This window comes from Kitasatospora sp. NA04385, from assembly GCF_013364235.1.
Lineage (GTDB): Bacteria > Actinomycetota > Actinomycetes > Streptomycetales > Streptomycetaceae > Kitasatospora.
In genome coordinates, this window is sequence record NZ_CP054919.1 from 1186486 (window position 1) to 1205994 (window position 19509).

Genomic DNA, 19509 nt, shown 5'->3' on the forward strand with positions numbered 1-19509 from the left:
CCCCACCGCGCCACGACGGGTTCCGACGCACCCGGCGGCCCAGGGCGGACCTGAACCCCCACATCAGGAAGGCACCCCACATGCAGACCAAGAGAAAGGTGACCGCCGTCGTCGGCGCGCTGGTCGCCCCGCTGCTCGGCATGACCATGACCGCGGGCACCGCCAGTGCCCACGGCTGGATCACCAACCCGGCGAGCCGCCAGGACCAGTGTGCGAACAACGTGGTCAGCTGCGGCCAGATCAAGTACGAGCCGCAGAGCGTCGAGGGCCCGAAGGGCCTGACCAGCTGCTCCGGCGGCCACGCCGAGTACGCCGAGCTGGACAACGACAACCTGGGCTGGAAGGTCACCAACGTGTCCTCCACCCAGACCTTCACCTGGCACTTCACCGCCCGGCACTCCACCTCGAACTGGCAGTACTACATCGGCAACAAGCTGATCGCCACGTTCCCGGGCAACAACGCCCAGCCGCCGGCCGACCTGAGCCAGACCGTGAACTTCGGCAGCTTCACCGGCCGCCAGAAGGTCCTCGCGGTGTGGAACGTCTCGGACACCGCGAACGCGTTCTACTCCTGCATCGACGTCAACATCGGCGGCACCGGTGGTACGACCGGCGGGACCACCGGCGGCACCACGGGCGGGACCACCGGTGGCACGACCGGCGGGACCACGGGTGGGACCACCGGCGGCACGACCGGCGGCACCACGGGTGGCACCACCGGCGGGACCGGCGGCACCGGCACCTGCACCGCCGCCGCCTGGAACTCGACCGCGGCCTACAGCGGCGGCACCACCGTCTCCTACGGCGGCCACAACTGGCGTTCCAAGTGGTGGACCCAGGGCGAGCAGCCCGGCACCACCGGCCAGTGGGGCGTCTGGGACGACCTCGGCGCCTGCTGACGAGCCACCAGGCACCGCGCGACCCGGCTGACCGGCCGACGGCCCCCTGTGGGGGAGGGCCGTCCGGCCCGGCCACCGAAACGCACCGGGCCCCCGACCACCGCCACCGGCCCCGCCCGGCGGCCCCGGTCGGGGGCTTCCGCACGCCCGGGCCCGCGCCGCCGCCCCCGAGCACTCGTCGGTGGTGCAACGCGGCGGTGCAGGGCGGCAGTACGGCACGGCGGCGCAGCACGGCGGCGGTGACCCCGCTTCGACGGCCCGGCGGCCCGTCCAGCATGATCGCTTCCAGTCCGCAGGGGGCACGTCCGGCGGGGGAACGCCCGCGCCGCCCGGCCCCGTGCCCCGCCGCGCCCCCAGGAGCCGCCATGACGTCCGCCGCCCCCGCCCTGCCCCGCCCCACCGTGCGCCCGGCCCGCCCCGAGGACTTCGACCAGTGGCGGGCGCTGTACCGGGGCTACGCCGAGTTCTACCGGGTCGACCAGAGCGAGGAGGCCGCCGCCCTGACCTGGTCCTGGATCCAGGACCCGGCGCACGAGGTGGACGCCCTGGTCGCCGAGGACCCGCACGGCCGCCTGACCGGCCTCGCCCACTACCGCCCGTTCGCCCGCCCGCTGGCCGCGAGCACCGGCTGCTACCTCGACGACCTCTTCGTCGCCCCGGACGCCCGCGGCACCGGCACCGCGGACGCCCTGCTCGCCCGGCTGCGCGAGCTCGCGGCCGAACGCGGCTGGAGCGTGGTGCGCTGGATCACCGCCGACGACAACCACCGGGCCCGCGCCAGGTACGACCAGGTCGCCACCCGCACCATGTGGGTGACCTACGACATGGCCCCGCAGGAGGGCTAGGGCCCGGGCCGTCACGCCCCGCGCGGCAGCGCGTCCAGGAAGGCCCGGGCCGGGCCGTCCAGGGCCGGGGTGAAGAGCACCTCGCGGCGGTGCGCCAGCCGGGGCGCGCGGAGCGGCAGGGCGGTCGCACCGGCGCTCTCGGCCAGCGGGCCGGGCAGCACCGCCAGGCCGTGACCGGCCGCGCCGAGGGTGAGCAGGGCGGCCGGGTCGAGGCCCTCGTACTCCGCGGCGGCCGGGAAGGCCCCGCCGGTCACCGCCCGCAGGTCGGCGAGCGGGGCGGCGACGGCGGGCGCGTCCAGCCAGTGGGCGTCGGAGAGTTCGCCGAGGTCGACGGCGGTGCGGCGGCGCAGCGGGTGTCCGGCCGGGGCGAGCACCGCGCAGGGCCGCTCCCCCAGCCCGGCCTGCCGGACCGCACCGAGGTCGCCCAGCGCCAGCGGCCCGCCGGGGGCGGTGTAGCCGTCGGTGACGCCGACCGCACAGCCGCCCGCGGCGACCTCGGCGGCCACCGCCCGCCGGGGCAGCACCCGGACCCTGATCCGCACCCGCGGCTCGGTCTCGCGCACCCGGGCGAGGGCCCGGGCCACCGACCGGCCCATCCCCAACGGGGAGACGGCGAGCAGGAGTTCGGGGCGTTCGGGCAGTGAGAGCCGCCGCACGTCGGCCCGGGCGGCGTCCATCCGCTCCAGCAGCAGCCGGGCGTGCTCGACCATCCGCTCCCCCGCGGCGGTCGGGGCGACCGGGCGGCGGTGCAGCAGCGGGGCGCCCAACTCGGCCTCCAGCGCGGCGATCTGCTGCGAGACCGCGGACTGGGTGTAGCCGAGTTCCAGGGCGGCGGCCGAGAACGAGCCGAGCCGGGCCACCGTGACGAGCGTCTTGAGCAGGTGCAGGTCCACGTCCACCAGTGTGCGCGCATCCCCGGACCGGCCGATCAGCCGCGCTGATGGGCCAGCAGGAACGCGCGTTGGACCGCCGCCGCCGGGCGCGGTCAGGATGGCCGACCATGGAGACCGGAGAGAACGCCACCCGCACCGCCCACCTCGCCCGTACCACCCGCGTCGCCCGCGTCGCCCGCGTCGCCCTGGTCGGCGACCGCTCCCCGCACGTCCCGGCGCACCGGCAGGGGCCGCGGATGCTGGCCGCGCTGCCGGACGCGGGCGGGCCGGTCGTCGAGCCGTACTGGGTGGGGACGGCGGAGGTGGACGCGCGGGAGCTGGCGGAGTTCGACGGGGTGTGGCTGGTGCCGGGCAGCCCGTACCGCAGCGAGGCCGGGGCGGTGGCGGCGGCCGGGACCGCCCGGGAGCGGGGGCTGCCGTTCCTGGGGACGTGCGGCGGGTTCCAGCACGCGGTGCTGGAGTTCGCCCGGCACGCGTGCGGGATCGCCGACGCGGCGCACGCCGAACAGCAGCCGGAGGCCGAGGAGTTGGTGATCGTGCCGCTGTCCTGCTCGCTGTACCGGCAGGAGGGCGGCATCCGGCTGGTGCCGGGGTCGGCCGCGCACCGACTGCTGGGCGCGGAGCGGGCCACCGCTCGCTACAACTGCGGCTACACCCTGGCCCCCGGGTACCTGGACGTCCTGCGGGCGCACGGCATGCGGTTCACCGGGCACGACGTGGACGGCGAGGTCCGGATCGCCGAACTGCCGTCCCACCCCTTCTGGTTGGCGACGCTGTTCCAGCCCGAGCTGTCCCCGGAGCACGAGGGCCCGCACCCGTTCGTCCGGGCCTTCGCCGAGGCGGCCGCCCGGGTCGCGGCGGCTCGCGGGGCGTAGCCCTCCGGCGGGGACGCCGGGGCCGGGGTCGCTCGATCCAGGCCCGGACCCGCCCCGCCCGCCGCCGTGCCGCCGTTATGCCGCCGAACGCGCCGACCCGGCAAGGGACTTAGCGGTGCACGGCAGCGGCCGACCGGGTTCCCGAAGGACCGGCACCCGCACCACCCGGCCGCCCCGGCGACCGTCCCCGAGGACCGACCGAGCGCCGCCCGCCCGCACCGCCGGTGCAAACGGGTGCGAGCCGGTGCCGCCGTCAGCAGCGCAGCCGTACCGCTCTGCCGCTCTGCCGCCGAACGCTCTTACCCGGCAAGGGACTTGACGGTGCACGGCAGCGCCCTCGCCGAGCAGCGGCCGACCGGGTTCCCGCAGGGCCGACACCCGTGCCACCCGGCCGAGCGCCGCCCGCACCGCCCGCCCGCAACGGCGGTGCAAGCGGGCGCGAGCCCGTGCCGCCGTCAGCCGCGCAGCCGGGCCAGCAGCGTGCTCCACCACCCGCGCCGCTGCGCGGGCACCGACGGGGCGCGACCGGCAGCGGGTGCGGTGGGGCGACCGGCGCCGGGGCCGTCCGCACCGGGGCGGACGTCGCGGACCGCGGGCCGGGCACGGACGGCGTGGCGGGAACGGACGGCGTCGCCCCGCCCGCTGCTGCCGCCGCCGCTGCCGCGGCCAACTGCTGCGGGTGGAGTTCGGAGCGCGGGGTGAACCGGGCCGGCAGGCCGGTCAGGTGCCGTGACATCCAGTTCCCGCGCCACACCAACTCGTCCTCGCCGACCGAGAGTTGCAGGTCCGGGAGCCGGGTCAGCAGGATGTCGATGCCGGACTCGGCGATCGCCCGGCCGATCTCCTGGCCGGGGCACTCGTGCGGGCCGCTGCCGAACGCCAGGTGCGAGCGGTTGCCGAACAGCGGGGTATCCAGGTCGGGCCGGACCGCCGGGTCGGCGTTGCCCGCCGCGACGCCGAGCAGCAGCATGTCGCCGGCCTTGATCGCGCGTCCGCCCAGTTCGGTGTCGCCGGTCGCCCAGCGGCCCGGCACCAGCATGAACGGCGGGGAGTCCCACAGGACCTGGTCGAGCGCGTCCGGCAGCGTCATCTGGCCGCCGGACAGGTGGGCGCGGAAACGGCTGTCGGTGAGGACCATCTTCAGCGTCTCGGAGATCAGGTTGATGGTGGTCTCGTTGGCGGCGAGCAGCACCGAGCGCAGGTGCTCCAGCACCTCCTCCTCGCTCAGCCCGGAGGGGTGCTCGATCAACCAGGTGATCAGGTCCTGCCCGGGTTCGCTGCGCTTGCGCTCCACGGTGCGGCGCAGCGACTCGACCACGTACTCGTTGCTGGCGACGGCCGTCTCGGTGCCCTTGACCAGGTCGCGGGCGGCCTCGACCAGTCGCGGGCCGTACTCCTCGGGCATGCCGAGGAGCTGGGTCATCACCAGCATCGGCAGGTGCTCGGCGAACTGGGAGACCAGGTCGGCCCGGCCGCTGTCGCCGAACTCGGCGATCAGCTGGTCGGAGAACCGGGTGACGAAGCGCCGCATGCCGCGCCGGTCGAAGCGGTTCAGGCCGTCGGTGACGGCGGTGCGCAGCCGGCGGTGCTCCTCGCCGTCGACGAAGGAGCAGGTCGGCTGCCAGGCGATCACCGGCAGCACCGGCGAGTCGGGGGCGACCCGGCCCTCCCGGAACTCGGTCCAGCGGCGGGAGTCGCGGGAGAACCTGGACGGGGTGCGCATCGCGGTCAGGTTCGCCGAGTAGCCGAGCACCAGCCAGGCGGGCAGGTCGCCGTGCAGCAGCACGGGGGCCACCTCGCCGTGCTCGGCGCGCAGCTTCTCGTAGAAGCCGGCCGGGTCGGCCTCGGCCTCGGGGCCGAACAGCCGCATCAGCTCGCCGCCGCGCGGCCCGCCGCCGGCCCGGTGGGCGGGACAGCCGGGTGGCGGGACGGGCCCGCCCTGGTACGGGTGCTCTTCGTACGTCACGGGACAACTCCGTTGCGAAAATGATGAATTGACGTGTCGTCAGCCAACGGGCTGGGCGGGCGCGGCCGTCCGGGCGGGGTGGGTGGGCTGGGCGGCGAGGTCGTACAGGTAGCGCATCAGGGCCATCAGCACGTCCCGGCTGGACTCCCGGGAGCGGGCGTCGCAGTGGACGATCGGCACGTGGTGCGGCAGGTCGAGCGCGGCGCGCAGCTCCTCGACGGGGTAGCGGGGCGACTCGGGGAAGCCGTTCAGCGCGACCACGAACGGCACGCCGCGGTCCTCCAGCCGGCCCAGCACGTCGAAGGAGACCTCCAGGCGGCGGGTGTCGACCAGCACGACCGCGCCGAGCGCGCCCTCGAACAGGCCGTTCCACAGGAACCAGAAGCGCTCCTGGCCGGGCGTGCCGAAGACGTACAGCACCAGTTCGTCGCTGATGGTGATCCGGCCGAAGTCCATCGCGACCGTGGTGGAGCTCTTGCGTTCCACCCCGGCCAGGTCGTCGATGCCGACGCCGGCCTCGGTCATGGTCTCCTCGGTGGTCAGCGGGCGGATCTCGCTGACCGCGCCGACCAGGGTGGTCTTGCCGACCCCGAAGCCGCCGACGATGACGACCTTGACGGCGGTGGCCACGGTCGCCGGGAGCAGCTCGGCCTCGCGCGGCCCGCGCGGCTCAGAGCCGTTGAAGTCCATGGATCACTGCCTCCAGCAGGGAAAGGTCGGGAAGGGCGGCCGGCGGGACGGGGGCGCGGACCTCGATCCGGCGTTCGGCGAGCAGGTCCGCCAGCAGGACGGTCACCAGGCTGTTCGGCAGCCGCAGGTAGGCAGAGATCTCGGCGACCGACAGCGGGGAGCCGCAGATCCGCAGGATCGCGGCGTGCTCGGGCTGCATGGTGGGTTCGGGCCGGGTCCGGGCGACGACCAGCGTGACCAGGTCGAACCCGGCGGTGGCGGACTTGCGGTCGCGCCCCCCGCTGATCACGTACAGCCGCTCCGGGTTGGCGTCCGCCCAGTCCTGGTTGCTCATCCCCGCACCTCGGTGTGGCCGGCGGCCGGTCGGCGCGTCGGCGGTGTTCCGGTCGTTCCGGCGGCCGCTGCCGTCGGGGGCTTCCCGGTCGTTCCGGTGGTTCCGGCCGCGCCGGTCGTTCCCGTGCTCGCTGCCGCCCGGGCCCGGCCGGTCGCCGCAGCCCGACGGTCGGTCCGGTCGGTCCGGTCGATCCGGTCGATCCGGTCGGTCCGGTCGGCGGCGGTGCGGGTCACGCGATCTGCTCGCTGCCGCGGACGGGGGTGGTCAGGTGCTCGCCGATCCGGGCGACCAGGTCGCGCATCCGCTGGCCGACCAGTCCGGCGTCCACGCCCTCGTCGGCGAGGACGGCCAGGTAGGCGCGGGAACCGGCCGCCATCAGGTAGAAGAACCCGCCGCCGACCTCGATCACCACCAGCCGCATCCGCCCGTCGCCGTTCGGGAACTCGTGGCCGACCGCGTTGGCCAGGCTCTGCAGCCCGGCGCAGGCGGCGGCCAGCCGGTCCGCGGTGTCGGGGTCGGTGCCGTGCTGGGCCAGCCGCAGGCCGTCGGCCGACAGGACGATGACGTGCCGGATGCACGGGACCGTCTCGGCCAGGTCCCTGAGCATCCAGTCCATGTTGGTCCGTTGCTGAATCACTTGTCGCCTTTCCCTGCTGCTTCGTCACTGTCGTGGCCGGGGCCGCCCGGTCCGGCGGCCGGCGCGGTGCCGTTGACGCCGTTGGTGAAGGCGGCCAGCCACAGGCCGGGTTGGACCGGCCCGGGGGCAGGTGTCTGCGGCACCGGCGCGACCTGCGCCACCGGGGCCGGGGCCGGCTCCGGAGCCGGCTGCGGGGTGCGGGGGGCGGCCGCGCCGAAGCGGGACGGGGCGGCGTGCCGGCGGCGCTGGGGCAGGCCGTTCGCGGTGCGCTCCAGGACCAGGTGCACGTCGTCCTGGTACGGGACGGCGGCGAGCCCGGGCCCGGCGGCGGGTGCAGGGGCGAAGTCGGGTCCGGCGGATGCGAAGCCGGGCCCGGCGGGGGCGGGGTTGGGCACGGCTCGCGGGAAGGCCGCGGCGGCCGCGAAGCCCCCGGCGGGGGTGTGGGTCGCGGCGGCGGGGTGGGGGCGCGGCGGGGTGTCCGCGAAGCCGCCGCCGGCGTCGCTCGGGTACGCCTCGCTGTCGGGCTGCCCGGGGTGCGAGGGGAAGGCCAGCGGGGTGGTGGTGGCGATCCGGCCGATGCCGTGGGCGCGGCTGGGCGCGGGCGCGGTGGTGATGTACACGTCGGGGACGATCAGCACGGCGCGCACGCCGCCGTACGCGGACGGGCGCAGCGAGACCTGGAAGCCGTAGGCGCGGGCGAGCCGGCCGACCACGGCGAGGCCGAGCCGGGGGGTCTCGCCGAGGCCGTTGAGGTCGATGCCGGACTCGGCCTCGGCGAGCATCCGCTCGGCCCGGGCCCGGCCCTCCTCGCCGAGGCTGAGCCCGCCGTCCTCGATCTCGATGGCGATGCCGGTCTGCACCTCGACGGCGGTGAGGTGGACGCTGGTCTGCGGGGGCGAGTAGCGGGTGGCGTTGTCGAGGAGCTCGGCGAGCGCGTGGATCAGCGGTTCGACGGCGGGGCCGACGACGGCGACCTCGGAGACCGGGTGGAGTTCGACCCGGCGGAAGTCGAGGATCCGGGACATGCCGCCGCGCAGCACGCTGTACAGCGGGACGGGGTTGTTCCACTGCCGGCCGGGGCGGGCGCCGCCGAGCACGGCGATGGAGTCGGCGAGGCGGCCGATCAGGGCGTTGCCGTGGTCGATGATCAGCAGGTCGTCGAAGACGGCGGGGTCGTCGCCGTGCCGGTCCTCCATCTTGCGCAGGTCGATGGCCTGGCGGTGGACGATGGCCTGGACCCGGCGGGCGACGTTGACGAAGGCGCGCTGCGCGGACTCGCGCATCGCCTCCTCGTTGTCGACGGCGTCCAGGACGGCGCGCAGCACGGCGTGGCGGAAGCCGTGGAACTCGTCGCCCGCGTCGCCGGGCCGCTGCTGCTCGTAGGAGCGGAGCACGTCGGTGATGAACTCGCCGCCCTGCATCCGGGCGACGGCCTGCGGGAGGTCGTTCCGGGCGAGTTCGAGCATGCCGGCCTGCTGCCGGGCCAAGCGGTGGCGCTGCTCGGCGTCCTGCCGGGCGGCCTCCTCGCGGGCCCGCTCCAGTGCGCGGCCCCGGCGCACCGCCTCGAAGCCCGCCGCCGCCACGGCCGCGGCGCCCACCAGGCCGCACCAGATGATCCCCGAGGTCGCCGCGCCCGGGTCCGCGGCGGCGGCGAGGCCGACGGCCGCGCCGATCACCACCGCGGGCAGCAGACCGACGAGGACGGCCGCGGGCAACCGCCCTCCTGAAGACCATCCGTCTGGTGACGATCCGGCTCGAAGCATCAGCATCCTCATACGCTCGGGGGGACGGGGTGGCGGGCGGGGCCGGGCGGTGCGGCGGGGCCCGGGGCGCGAAGCAGCATAGCCGGTGCACGATGCATCTGACGGCCCGTCAGAGTTCTTTTCCCCCAGGAGAGTTGTGCTGGTCGGGGCTCGCGCGAGGCCCGGCGGAGCGGTTCGCACCGCCCCGCGCCCGACTCATAGGCTTGTCGCACCAAGCGCCGTCGCAGTAGCCCCGGGCGCCGGATTCACCCGGACGAGCGGCAGTCCGCGCAAACCTCCGTCCCCTTCCGGTCGATGGTGCTAGTCCGACGTTCCCGCACGCCCCTTTCACGGATCCTCCGCACCCCCGCTGCCCCTCACCCCGCCCGCAGCCGCGCCCGCGCGCCGGCAGCCACCCCGTTTCGCGGCGTCAGGCGACTCGCGGGCCGAGGAACAGGCCGCCGCTGGCGTCGAGGACCTGGCCGGTGATCCAGCGGGCGGCGTCGGAGGCCAGGAAGGCGACCACCTCCGCCACGTCCTCGGCGGTGCCCAGCCGGTCGAGCGCGGTCAGGGCGGCGATCCGCTCGACCAGGCCCGGCAGTTCGAAGGCCGCGCCGTTGTCCGCCGTCCTGGTCGCGCCGGGGGCCACCGCGTTCACGGTGATGCCCCGGGCGCCGAGCTGGGCGGCGAGCGTCCTGGTCATGGTCTCGACCGCGCCCTTGGTCATCGCGAAGGAGGTCTGCGCCGGGTTGGCCATCCGGGTCGCCACCGACGAGACGGTGACGATCCGGCCGCCGTCGCGCAGCAGCGGCAGCGCGCCCTCGATGAGGAAGTACGGCGCCCGCACGTTCACCGCGAACAGCCGGTCGAACTCCGCCCGGGTCGTCACGCCGAGCGGACCGGCCGGGGCCGCCGCCGCGTTGTTGACCAGGACGTCGAGCGGCCGCCCGGCCAGCACGGCCCCGACCCCGGCCAGCAGCGTCTCGACGTCGCCGTCCACGCCCAGCTCGGCCCGGACCGCGAAGCCGGTCCCGCCCGCCCGCCGCACCTCCTCGACGGTCCGCTCCGCGCCGCGCCCGTCCGTGCCGAAGTGCACGAGGACCGTGGCCCCCTCGGCCGCGATCCTGGTCGCGACGGCCCGCCCGATGCCCCGCGAGGCGCCCGTCACCAGAACCGTCCGGCCCGTCCGCTCCGCCATGTTCCCCACCCCCGATGTGATAGTCACTACCAACTTGATAGTGTCTACCACATGAATGGACGGACCCCAACCCTGCGGGAGCGCCAGCGCGCCCGCACCCGGCAGCTGCTCCAGACCCACGCGGTGCGGCTGTTCACCGAACGCGGCTACGACGCGGTGACGGTGGCCGACGTCGCCGAGGCCGCCGGAGTCTCGCCGATGACGGTCTACCGGCACTTCCCCACCAAGGAGGACCTCGCCCTGGTCGACCGGCCCGCCCGGCTCATCGCCGAACGCGTCGCCGCCTCGTCCGCCGCCCAGCCCCTGGTCCGCCGGGTCGGCGGCGCGCTGGTGGAGGCGGCCGCCGCGCTGACCCGCGAGCACCGGGACGGCGCCCCGGACGACCCGGACGGCGCGGACGGCGCGGACGGCGCGGACGGGAACGAGAACGGGGACGCGGACGGGGACGGACCGGCCGTGGACCGGGGCTTCCTGCTCGACTGCCTGCGCCTGATGGTCACCACGCCCGCCCTGCGGGCCCGGCACCTGGACAGCCAGTACGCCCTGCAGGAGGCCGTCCTCGCCGCCCTGGCCCGCGCGGACGCCGACGCCGACACGGACGCCGACGCCGGTCCCCGCACCGCCCCCGCACCCGCCCCCGACCCCGACGCCGTCTTCCGTGCCCGGGCGGCGACCAGTGCCTGCCTGGCCGCGATGCACACGGCGCTGACCTGCTGGGCCGAGGACGACGGGCGCGGCGACCTGCCCGACCTGATCTCCCGGGCACTGGCCGCCTCCTTCGGCGAGGACGCCTTCCCCGCCCGCCGGGAGGCCTGACCCGACCCCGGCCCGGCCCGCACCAGGCCCGGGCCGGGTCAGGCCGGGTCAGACCGGATCGGGTCAGGTCAGGTCAGCTCCAGCACCTTCCGCCCGCACCGCAGGAACACCCGCCGGTTCGCCCCCGGCCGCGCCAGCTCGTGCGCGCCGAGCACGACGAGCAGCCGCTCGTCCGCCTCGCCCCGGCTGAGCGGGACGGTCCGCCGGGCGCCGTCGGTGTGTTCGACGACGAGCCTGAGGCCGCCCGCCTCGGCCACCCGGCGGACCTGGTTGAGGCTGGGCAGCTCACCGCTGACCCGCACCAGCAGTTCGCCGATCGTCGCCGCGCCGTGCACCGCCGGGTCGACGGCGGGCAGCGGCCCCGCCTGGGAGTAGCGGCGCACCGAGTACCGCGCCCGGAAGGCGTCCCGCGCGGCGAGGGCGGCGTCCTCCCCGTGCACGGTGGCGGTGACGGCGGCGGCCAGCAGCGTCTTGACCGCCATCGGGTGCCGGCGGCCGTCGTCGACCTGGGCGAGCAGCAACTCGATCTCCTGGTCGAGGAGTTCGGTGAGCGCCCGGAGGTAGGCGGGCAGCAGCCGGTCCGCGCAGGACATCAGCCGGCCGAACATCTCCTCGGCGGGGAAGCCCAGCCCGACGTAGTTGTTCTTCGACTTGCTCATCTTGGCGCCGGTGCCGTCGGTGCCCTCGATCAGGCCGGTGGCCAGTACCACTTCGGGCCGCTGCCCGACCGCGCCCATCACCCGGCGGCACATCTGCAGGTTGAGCAGCTGGTCGAGGCCGCCGAGTTCGACGTCGGCGGCCAGCTCGACCGAGTCCATCGCCATGACCACGGAGTAGACCAGTTCGGCGAGCGTCAGCCCGCTGCCCTCGGCGAGCCGGGTGCGGAAGTCCTCGCGCTGGAGCGCGGCGGAGGCGGGCAGCTCCGCCAGCACCGCCAGGAAGCGCGGCAGCGTCATCGGCTCCAGCCACTCGCTGTTGAACCGGAAGTCCGCCCGGGCGAAGTCGAAGAACGGTCCGACCTGCTGCCGGTAGGTGGCGACGTTGCGCCGCACGTCCGCCTCGGTGAGCGGCGGGCGTTCGGCGCTGCGGCCGGACGGGTCGCCGATCCGGGCGGTGATGTCGCCGACCAGGAACACCACCCGGTGGCCCATCCGTTGCAGCCGGCTGGCCAGCAGCATCGGCACGGCGTGCCCGAGGTGCACCTCGGCGCCGGTCGGGTCGATGCCGAACTTGACGGTCAGCGGCCGTCCTTCGGCGAGCAGTTCGGCGAGCCGGTCGCCGCCGGGCAGCACCTGCGCGGCCCGGGCGCCGAGCAGTTCGGCCTGGCGTCGCGGCGGCAGGCCCGACAGGTCGGCGCCGCGGCGCTCCGCCAGCAGCCCGAGCAGCCGGCCCAGCTCCGGGCCCTCCCGCAACTCCCCCTCGTCCTCGATCAGTTCACGGACCCGTGCGGTGCTGCGGTCGAATGCGGTGGCGGTCATGGCCGTCCTCTCGGGATGCTCGGAATGCGTCGGCGCACGGCGGCGGCACACGGCAGCGGGGCACGGCGACGGTGCACAGTGGCGGGGCGCGGCCGCGCGGCGCGAACGGGGTGGGGGGCTCGGGGTGGGGACGGACAGGGCTGCCGGCCGGCTGGGGGGGCGGCCGCCCACGGCTCGCGGCGGGTGTCGACGCCCGCACCGGCGCGCGGCGGCGGACCGCGCACCCGTACGGGGGCGCGTCGGCGCGTCAGCACGTCGGCGGGATCGTCCGAGCAGGACCGGGAGGCTCGGCCGCCCACGGGGAGGGGCGGGCCGGAGGGCGGTGTGCACCGCCGCTAATATCGCTTCACCACGCGAGCCTCCGGGGACAGGGAACGGCGGGAGCGCGAAATGCGCCCGGCAGCGCCGTCGCCGCCCATGCTGCCCCACCGGCCCCGCCCCGCGCACCCGGTTTTCCCCCGGCCGTCCGCCGCGGTCCCCGCCTCCGTTTTCCACCCGCCCGCACCACGTGTGCGCCTTGGCAGCGGCGGCCCGGCCTGCGAAGGTGACGGAGTATCAGCCCACCATCCGCTTGTCGGACCGCCCGTCCTGGAGGATGCGCATGACCGCACCGGTGCTGACGGTGGACCAGGTGGTCGACCGGATGACGCAGCTGGCCGCCGAACTCCCGCCCGGTGACGGCGTCGCCGTGTTCAACGCGATGTACCTGACGGTGACCCGCCTGGTCCGCGACCACCTCGCCGCCGCGTACTTCGACGACCCCGCCACCATGGCCGAACTCGACTCGGTGTTCGCCGCCCGCTACCTGACCGCCGTCGACGACGACCGCGCCGGCCGCCGCCCCGCCGCCTGCTGGCGCCCGCTGTTCGAACTGCGCGCCGCCCCGGGCGTCCACCCGCTCCAGTTCGCGCTGGCCGGCATGAACGCCCACATCGAGAACGACCTCCCGCTCGCCGTCCTGGACACCTGCCGCCTCACCGGCCGCACCCCGGACCGGCTGCACGCCGACTACCTGCGCATCAACGCCCTGCTCGCCCTGGTCGAGTCACAGGTCCGCGCGTCCCTGCTGCCCGTCCCGGCGGGCGGCCCGCTGCTGCACGTGCTCTCGGTCTGGAGCATCGACCGCGCCCGCGACGCCGCCTGGGCCTCGGTCCTCGCCCTGTGGGAGCTGCGCCGCGTCCCGCCCGCCCGGACGGTGGTCGCCGACGCCCTCTCCGGCTCGGTCGGCATGGTCAGCCGCGCCCTGCTCACCCCGTTCAGCCCGAACTGACCCCCGGAGCGCGCCCGGACGGCGGCGGCGACCCGCTGCCGCCACCGCCGCCGGGCGGGCCCGGACGGCGGGTTCAGTAGAGGCCCTCGGGGGACGAGCTGGCGATCTGGAGCGGGCGGACGTTGGCGACGCCGTCGGTGGGCCAGTGGTCGGTCGGGTGCCGCAGGGCCTGGTCGCGTTCCAGGATGTTGGGGAGGAAGAGGTCCTCGTGCAGGACGGTGAGCCGCACCCGGCCGACCGCGCCGGGGGCGACCTGGACCGCGGGGTCGCCCCGGTCGACCACCCCCATGGTGACCTGCGGGTAGTTCGGCACGTAGCTGATCAGTTCGCCGTCCCGCTCGACGTCCAGGCAGGCCGCGTTGCCGAAGGTGTTGCCGTAGGTCAGCCCGCAGATCCCGCCCTCCAGCGCGGCGGTGAAGCTCCGGTACATGTCGGCGCTGATCTGGGTGCCGCTCAGGCGCACGCCGTCGAGGGCGGCGACCAGGTCGGGCCGCTGGCGGCCGAGGGCCTGGAAGAGGGCCGGGGTGGTGTTGAGGTAGTGGACCCGGCCCTGCCCGAGGACGTCGGCGATCTGCTCCAGCAGGTGGGTGGTGTAGTCGCCGACCTCGGCCAGCCGTCCGGCCCGGATCAGCCGCTTCACCCACCGGGGGTCCATGTCCACGGCGTACACCTGGCCGGCGTGCAGCTCGGAGACCTCGTGCACGCCGTTCCCGATCAGGTGCGGCCCGGTGGGGGTGGCCTGCAGCCAGGTGCGGCCCGGCGCGAAGCCCTCCCGGACGAAGGACCAGCGGCGCCAGAGCGCCCGGTGCCGCAGCATGGCGGGGGTGTAGAACGCCCGGCAGGGGGTGCCGGTGGTGCCCCCGGTGTCCCAGACCCGGCCGGCGAGCGGCCGGGGCACCGACAGCGGGACGAGGTCCGCGGGGTCCGCGGTGCGCAGCCGGTCGAGCGGGAACGGGCCGAAGGCCGTGAGCTGGTCGTAGCGGGTGACGTCGCGCGGGTCGAAGTCCAGCCGGGGGGCCTGCTCCAGCCAGTAGGGGCTCCCGGAGACCGGGTCGAAGTGCCGCCGGACCACGGTGCGGGTCCACGCGTCGAGGTCGGTGTCCAGCCAGCGCGCGATCTGGGCGTCCGGGTCGGTGCCGACGGCCGCGGTCACGACAGGGCCGGGGTGCCGGAGAGGTCGATGCCGAGTTCGTACGCGGTGGTCAGGGCCTGCTCGACGTGCTCGGGCCGCTCGACGTGCACCACCGGGAAGGGGAAGGCGAGGATGCCCTCGGGGATCGAGGGGCCCATCACCAGCCCGAGCCGCACGCCCTGCTCCTTCATCCCGGTGTAGACGTCGACCAGGCTGATCGGGTCCGTGGAGTTGCGCTGGAAGAGGTCCCTGACGTCGGCGGCGGTGCGCAGGACCTTGGGCTCCAGGCAGGACAGCAGGGGGAGGCCGGGGTCCTCGAAGGGGATGGCGTCGATCCGCGGGGCCATGAAGTCGCGGTAGGGCCGCCGCAGCGGGGTGTGGACGGCGATGGTGCGGCCGGGCAGCGGGACGACCGTTCCCGGCGGGACCTCCGCGGCGAGCGCGCCGAGCGCCTCGGCGTGGCCGGCCAGCATCATGATGCGCTGGGTGCCGTCGACCGTGGGGCCGAAGTCGCCCGCCAGGTACACGCCGGGGACGCCCTCGCCGGGGTGGGCGGGGGCGCCGTCGGCGAGCGGGCCGAAGGCGATGGCTATGCCCTGCCGCGGCTCCTCGGCGGGCGGTTCCGGGGTGTCGCGGGAGGCCGCCAGCATCTCGAACAGCTCCCGCCGCCCCAGCGCCCCGGCCAGGCAGCTGGCGGTCATCGCGCCGAGGCTGAGGCCGCCGATGGCCGCGGGGCGCAGGTTGAACGAGGCGAGCACGTCGTGCACGCCGATCGCGAGGGCGGCTTCGCGGACGGTGCCGACGCTCTGCCGCTCCTCCTGGGCGGTCGGCAGGTCCTCCTCCAGGATCTGTCCGACCGTCAGCCCGGTCCATTCGGAGACCTGTTCGTACCAGGCCTGGACGACCTCGTAGGTGCGGTAGAGCTCCAGACCGTGCGGCTCGGTCCCGACTCCGCCGCCGAACAGATACCCCAGACTCATGACAGCTCCTGTGAATTGGCGTGAAAGGAGGGAACAGTGGTGCGGCTTGGACGTGGTGCGGCACGAGTGAATACGCCCGCACAATGGCGCGGAATGACCGGTCCGACCGGACGGCCGGGAACTCGTCCCGCGGCGCGATATCGAGACGATATCGAGGTCTGGGAGAATTCCCGGCGCCGCGGCGGCGGAGTGCTTTTCCTGCTTCGGGAGGGGATTTCCCCGGCCCGCCGCTAGGGTTCGAGGAATTCCGGGAGAACGCGGGGTGGCCACGCCCCGACGCTGAGCACTCCGAGGGAGTGCGCCCGGGAGATCAGCGCGGTCCGGTTCGCCGCCTGGAAACGGCGCATCATCAGCCCGATGCGGTATTCGACGCCCTGCCGGCTCAGATGGAGCGACGCCGCCAGCCGGACGGTCGGGGTGCCGACCGCGACGCCCTCCAGGATGCGCACGTCCACGGCGGCCAGCCGCCGGAGGCCCGGGCCGCCGGCGGGCTCGGGGTGCGGCGGGCGCGCGGGCTCGGTCCGGGTGGAGGTCGCTGACGGTGTCACTGCTCGGTCCCCTTCACTGTCGTCCGTCCGCCCCGTGGTCCGTGCCCTCAGGCGCGCAGCGCGCCGGTGAGGTGCCCGCGCAGCACGGCGGCCACCTCGTCCGCCCGGCTGCTGAGGTAGAAGTGACCGCCGGGGAAGACCCTGAGGTCGAACGCGGCCGTCGTACGGTCGCGCCAGCGCTCGACCTCGGGGACGGGCGCCCAGCGGTCCCGGTCGCCCACCAGGGCGGTGACCGGGCAGCCGACGGCGGCGTCGCGGTCGGGCCGGTAGGCCCCCACCGCCCGGTAGTCGGCGCGCAGCGCGGGCAGCACCATCTCCAGCAGTTCCTCGTCCTCCAGGAGCCGGGACTCGGTGCCGTTCATCTCCCTGAGCTCGGCCACGATGCCCTCGTCGTCGACCGGGTGGGCCGGGTCGGGCCGGGCCGCGGACGGCCCCTTGCGGCCGGAGACGAAGAGGTGGTCGACCCGGCCGCCCGCGCGCTCGATCCGCCGGGCCACCTCGAAGGCGACGAGCGCGCCCATGCTGTGCCCGAAGAGGGTCAGCGGCAGGTCGTCCCGGGGGCGCAGCGCCTCGGCCACCTCGTCCGCCACCCGGTGCAGGTCATGGACGCCGGCCTCCCCCCGGCGGTCCTGCCGGCCCGGGTACTGCACGGCCAGCAGGTCGACCGGGCCGTGCAGCGCGGCGGACACCGGGAAGTAGAAACTCGCCGAGCCGCCGGCGTGCGGGAAGCAGACCAGTCGGCGGGTGGCCGCCGGTGAGGGGTGGAAGCGACGGCACCACAGGTCGCTGTCCGGAGAGAGGGAGGTCATGTCGGCCTTTCATTCTCTTCTCGAAATCCGCGCGGTGCCGGCGGGCGGGGTGTGGCGATCGGATGGAACAGCCGCCGCACCGGCGGGCCGTCTGATGCGCGCTGATAAGGGGAGCTCGGATCGACGGTGATCTGCGACTCACGGTTAGCGCATATGACAGACTGCCATACCGTTCGGAATCACAGCAAGTACCTCTCGGAGCGCACCGATCCGCCCATGCCCGTGGCCAATTCCGGCCATCTCTCCGGTGATTGGGGAGAACGTTGCGGTGCGGAGCAAAGCCGTGGGATTTACTTGGCTCCGACCCGGCGGCACCGGTCCGCACCGCCGCGGCGGTTCCGCGCGGCGCAGATCCGGCGCGGACGCAGGACCCGCGCTCTAGGAATACCCCTAGACCCGACAGGACCGCGTTGACGCGTACACGGGTTCCCGAACAGGCTGGAGGCAGCCCTGCCCACCGGCCGTGCGATGAAGAGGACTCCCCTTGAACTTCCTGTTGCTGGGCCCGCTTTCCATCCGGTTGAACGCGTGCGAGGTGCACGTGTCGGCGCCGAGGCAGCGCGTGGTCATGGCAGCGCTCCTCCTCAACGCCAACCGGGTCATCTCGGTCGACCGGATCGCCGAGTACGTCTGGGACGGCGCGCCGCCGCCGAGTGCCGCCGCGACCGTCCGCACCTACGTGATGCGCCTGCGGCAGTCGCTGGGCGAGATCGCCTCCGCCCGGATCCTCACCCGGGCGCCCGGGTACCTCCTCGAACTCGCCGAGCACGAGAGCGATCTCGGGCAGTTCACCGCCCACCGCCGGCGCGCGGCGGAGCTGGCCGAGCGCGGAGACCTGGAGGGCTCCTCCGCCGAGCTGGCCGGGGCGCTCGCCCTGTGGCGCGAGGAGCCGCTGGCGGACATCCCCTCGCAGACGCTGCGCGACGTGGAGGGCCGCTACCTCCAGGAGCTGCGCCTGCAGACGATGGAGCTGCGGTTCGACGCGGAGCTGGCGCTGCTGCGGCACGCCGAGGTGGTGCCGCAGCTGGTGCGGCTGGTGCGCAAGCACCCCCTGCGGGAGGCCCTGGTGGGCAAGTTGATGCTGGCGCTGTTCCGCTCGGGACGGCAGTCGGAGGCCCTGGACCTCTACCGCCGCACCCGGGTCCTGCTCGTCGAGCAGCTCGGCGCCGAACCCAGCGCCGACCTGCGCGAGGTCCACCGGCAGATCCTCTCGGCCCACGACCGGCCCCGCACGCCCGGCCCGCTGGAGCAGCCCGCACCGGCCGCCGAGGCGGCTCCCGGGCCGGCGGCGGCCGCCGCCCGGGAGAGGTCCCGACCGGTTCCGGCGCAGCTGCCCTCGGTGCCGCTGCCGCTGTCGGCCCGCTCCGGCGCGCTGACCCGGCTGCGGCACTTCCTCACCACCGGCGCGATGCCCGCGGGCATGGTGGCGACGGCGGTGGTGACCGGCCGGGGCGGGGTCGGCAAGAGCGCGCTGGCCCTGCACGCGGCGCACGCCGTGCGCGGTTCCTCGGTGGACGGCCAGCTCTACGCGGACCTCGGCGGGGCGGCGCAGCCGCTGGCCGCCCGGGCGGTCCTGCCGCGGTTCCTGGCGGACCTCGGGGTGCCCCGGCACGAGATACCCGAGGAGACCTCGGAGCGGGAGAGCCTCTACCGCTCGCTCACCGCGGGCCGCGAGGTGCTGGTGGTGCTCGACAACGCCTCCAGCACCGCGCAGGTGCGGCCGCTGATACCGGGCAGCGGGGGCAGCAGGCTGCTGGTGACCAGTCGGCGGCGGCTGACCGAGCTGGAGGGGGCGCGCACCCTCCAACTCGGCCCGCTGGACGAGGCCGGGTCGATGGAACTGCTGGGCAGCATCGTCGGCCCGGCCAGGATCGGCGCCGAACCGCAGGCGGCCCGCGCGGTGCTGTCGGCCTGCGCGGGCCTGCCGCTGGCGATCCGGATCGCGGGCATCCGGCTGCTGGAACGCCCGCGCTGGAGCATCGGGCACTTCGCCCGGCGGCTCACCGAGGCCCCGCGGCTGCTGGACGAACTGCGCGCGGGCGACCTGGACGTCCGGCCCTGCCTCGACGCGGACCACGCCGGGCTGCGGCGGGGCGCTCCGACCGGGGTCGACCCGGCCGAGGTGTTCACCGCGCTGGGGGCCGTCGGGGCGTCCTCGGTCTCCGGGAGCCGGGTCGCGGTGATGTGCGGCTGCTCCGAGGAGCAGGCCGAGGAGGCGCTGGACGCCCTGCTGGAGGCGAACCTGCTGGGCGCGCCGGTCGGGGGCCGCTACCAGCTGGACGCGCTGCTGCGGGCCTACGCCCACGAGCGGGCGCAGGCGGACGCCGGGCGGCGGCACGACCACCCGTTCATGCGCGCCGGGTGACCGCCCCGGCGGCCGGCGCCGCTCCCCCGTTC

At 75.3% G+C, this 19509-nt stretch carries 18 protein-coding genes; 6 read left to right on the forward strand and 12 right to left on the reverse strand.

What is annotated here, in order from left to right; all coding sequences use genetic code 11:
* Positions 1 to 80 precede the first annotated feature (80 nt).
* Together HUT16_RS05230 and HUT16_RS05235 are read left to right on the forward strand one after the other, a co-directional pair.
* Entirely contained in the window at positions 81 to 899 is an 819-nt protein-coding gene (locus HUT16_RS05230) for a lytic polysaccharide monooxygenase (protein ID WP_176185902.1), read from the forward strand.
* A 365-nt stretch (positions 900 to 1264) separates the two neighbouring features.
* Positions 1265 to 1744, forward strand: a complete 480-nt coding sequence (locus HUT16_RS05235; protein ID WP_176185904.1) for a GNAT family N-acetyltransferase — start codon at positions 1265 to 1267, stop codon at positions 1742 to 1744.
* An 11-nt stretch (positions 1745 to 1755) separates the two neighbouring features.
* On the opposite strand, the gene HUT16_RS05240 is transcribed toward HUT16_RS05235, so the two are convergent.
* On the reverse strand, positions 1756 to 2637 hold the full coding sequence (locus tag HUT16_RS05240; RefSeq protein ID WP_176185906.1) for a LysR family transcriptional regulator: 882 nt from the start codon (positions 2635 to 2637) through the stop codon (positions 1756 to 1758).
* 107 nt (positions 2638 to 2744) lie between these two features.
* Here HUT16_RS05240 and HUT16_RS05245 point away from each other — a divergent pair, with 107 nt between their 5' ends.
* On the forward strand, positions 2745 to 3512 hold the full coding sequence (locus HUT16_RS05245) for a hypothetical protein (RefSeq protein ID WP_176185908.1): 768 nt from the start codon (positions 2745 to 2747) through the stop codon (positions 3510 to 3512).
* A 253-nt stretch (positions 3513 to 3765) separates the two neighbouring features.
* Here HUT16_RS05245 and HUT16_RS05250 read toward each other — a convergent pair whose 3' ends face one another.
* The 6 genes from HUT16_RS05250 to HUT16_RS05275 all read right to left on the reverse strand — a co-directional run bounded on the left by HUT16_RS05250 (position 3766) and on the right by HUT16_RS05275 (position 10079).
* Positions 3766 to 5478 carry a cytochrome P450 gene (locus tag HUT16_RS05250; protein ID WP_254897650.1) on the reverse strand — a complete coding sequence of 571 codons (1713 nt, stop codon included), beginning with the start codon at positions 5476 to 5478 and terminating at the stop codon, positions 3766 to 3768.
* 39 nt (positions 5479 to 5517) lie between these two features.
* Positions 5518 to 6168, reverse strand: coding sequence for an ATP/GTP-binding protein (locus tag HUT16_RS05255; protein WP_176185910.1), 651 nt, complete (start codon positions 6166 to 6168; stop codon positions 5518 to 5520).
* Positions 6149 to 6502, reverse strand: coding sequence for a DUF742 domain-containing protein (locus tag HUT16_RS05260; RefSeq protein ID WP_176185912.1), 354 nt, complete (start codon positions 6500 to 6502; stop codon positions 6149 to 6151). The genes HUT16_RS05255 and HUT16_RS05260 overlap by 20 nt, the downstream gene beginning before the upstream one ends.
* Before the next feature lie 229 nt (positions 6503 to 6731).
* Complete coding sequence (locus tag HUT16_RS05265) at positions 6732 to 7139, reverse strand: roadblock/LC7 domain-containing protein (RefSeq protein ID WP_176185914.1); 408 nt, start codon at positions 7137 to 7139, stop codon at positions 6732 to 6734.
* Entirely contained in the window at positions 7136 to 8902 is a 1767-nt protein-coding gene (locus HUT16_RS05270) for an ATP-binding protein (protein ID WP_368662734.1), read from the reverse strand. The genes HUT16_RS05265 and HUT16_RS05270 overlap by 4 nt, the downstream gene beginning before the upstream one ends.
* A gap of 409 nt (positions 8903 to 9311) precedes the next feature.
* Positions 9312 to 10079 (reverse strand): SDR family NAD(P)-dependent oxidoreductase, encoded by a 768-nt coding sequence (locus HUT16_RS05275; protein ID WP_176185916.1) that lies wholly within the window; start codon positions 10077 to 10079, stop codon positions 9312 to 9314.
* A gap of 51 nt (positions 10080 to 10130) precedes the next feature.
* On the opposite strand from HUT16_RS05275, the gene HUT16_RS05280 reads away from it, so the two are divergent.
* On the forward strand, positions 10131 to 10895 hold the full coding sequence (locus HUT16_RS05280; RefSeq protein WP_176185918.1) for a TetR/AcrR family transcriptional regulator: 765 nt from the start codon (positions 10131 to 10133) through the stop codon (positions 10893 to 10895).
* Positions 10896 to 10963: 68 nt separating this feature from the next.
* Here the strand turns inward: HUT16_RS05280 and tyrS are convergent, their stop codons facing one another.
* Entirely contained in the window at positions 10964 to 12373 is a 1410-nt protein-coding gene (gene tyrS, locus HUT16_RS05285) for a tyrosine--tRNA ligase (protein WP_176185920.1), read from the reverse strand.
* A 601-nt stretch (positions 12374 to 12974) separates the two neighbouring features.
* On the opposite strand from tyrS, the gene HUT16_RS05290 reads away from it, so the two are divergent.
* Positions 12975 to 13643, forward strand: coding sequence for a DUF5995 family protein (locus HUT16_RS05290; protein ID WP_176185922.1), 669 nt, complete (start codon positions 12975 to 12977; stop codon positions 13641 to 13643).
* A gap of 73 nt (positions 13644 to 13716) precedes the next feature.
* Here the strand turns inward: HUT16_RS05290 and HUT16_RS05295 are convergent, their stop codons facing one another.
* The 4 genes from HUT16_RS05295 to HUT16_RS05310 form a co-directional block, all read right to left on the reverse strand.
* Positions 13717 to 14796 (reverse strand): arylcarboxylate reductase, encoded by a 1080-nt coding sequence (locus HUT16_RS05295; protein ID WP_176185924.1) that lies wholly within the window; start codon positions 14794 to 14796, stop codon positions 13717 to 13719.
* Entirely contained in the window at positions 14793 to 15755 is a 963-nt protein-coding gene (locus tag HUT16_RS05300; RefSeq protein WP_176185926.1) for an ACP S-malonyltransferase, read from the reverse strand. Before HUT16_RS05300 ends, HUT16_RS05295 begins: the two co-directional genes overlap by 4 nt.
* 230 nt (positions 15756 to 15985) lie before the next feature.
* Complete coding sequence (locus HUT16_RS05305; protein WP_254897651.1) at positions 15986 to 16210, reverse strand: LuxR C-terminal-related transcriptional regulator; 225 nt, start codon at positions 16208 to 16210, stop codon at positions 15986 to 15988.
* Positions 16211 to 16350: 140 nt separating this feature from the next.
* Positions 16351 to 17112: a thioesterase II family protein gene (locus HUT16_RS05310; protein ID WP_176185930.1), complete on the reverse strand. Its 762-nt coding sequence runs from the start codon at positions 17110 to 17112 to the stop codon at positions 16351 to 16353.
* A gap of 541 nt (positions 17113 to 17653) precedes the next feature.
* Between HUT16_RS05310 and HUT16_RS05315 the strand changes: the two genes are divergently transcribed.
* Complete coding sequence (locus HUT16_RS05315; RefSeq protein ID WP_303392135.1) at positions 17654 to 19477, forward strand: AfsR/SARP family transcriptional regulator; 1824 nt, start codon at positions 17654 to 17656, stop codon at positions 19475 to 19477.
* Positions 19478 to 19509 lie beyond the last annotated feature (32 nt).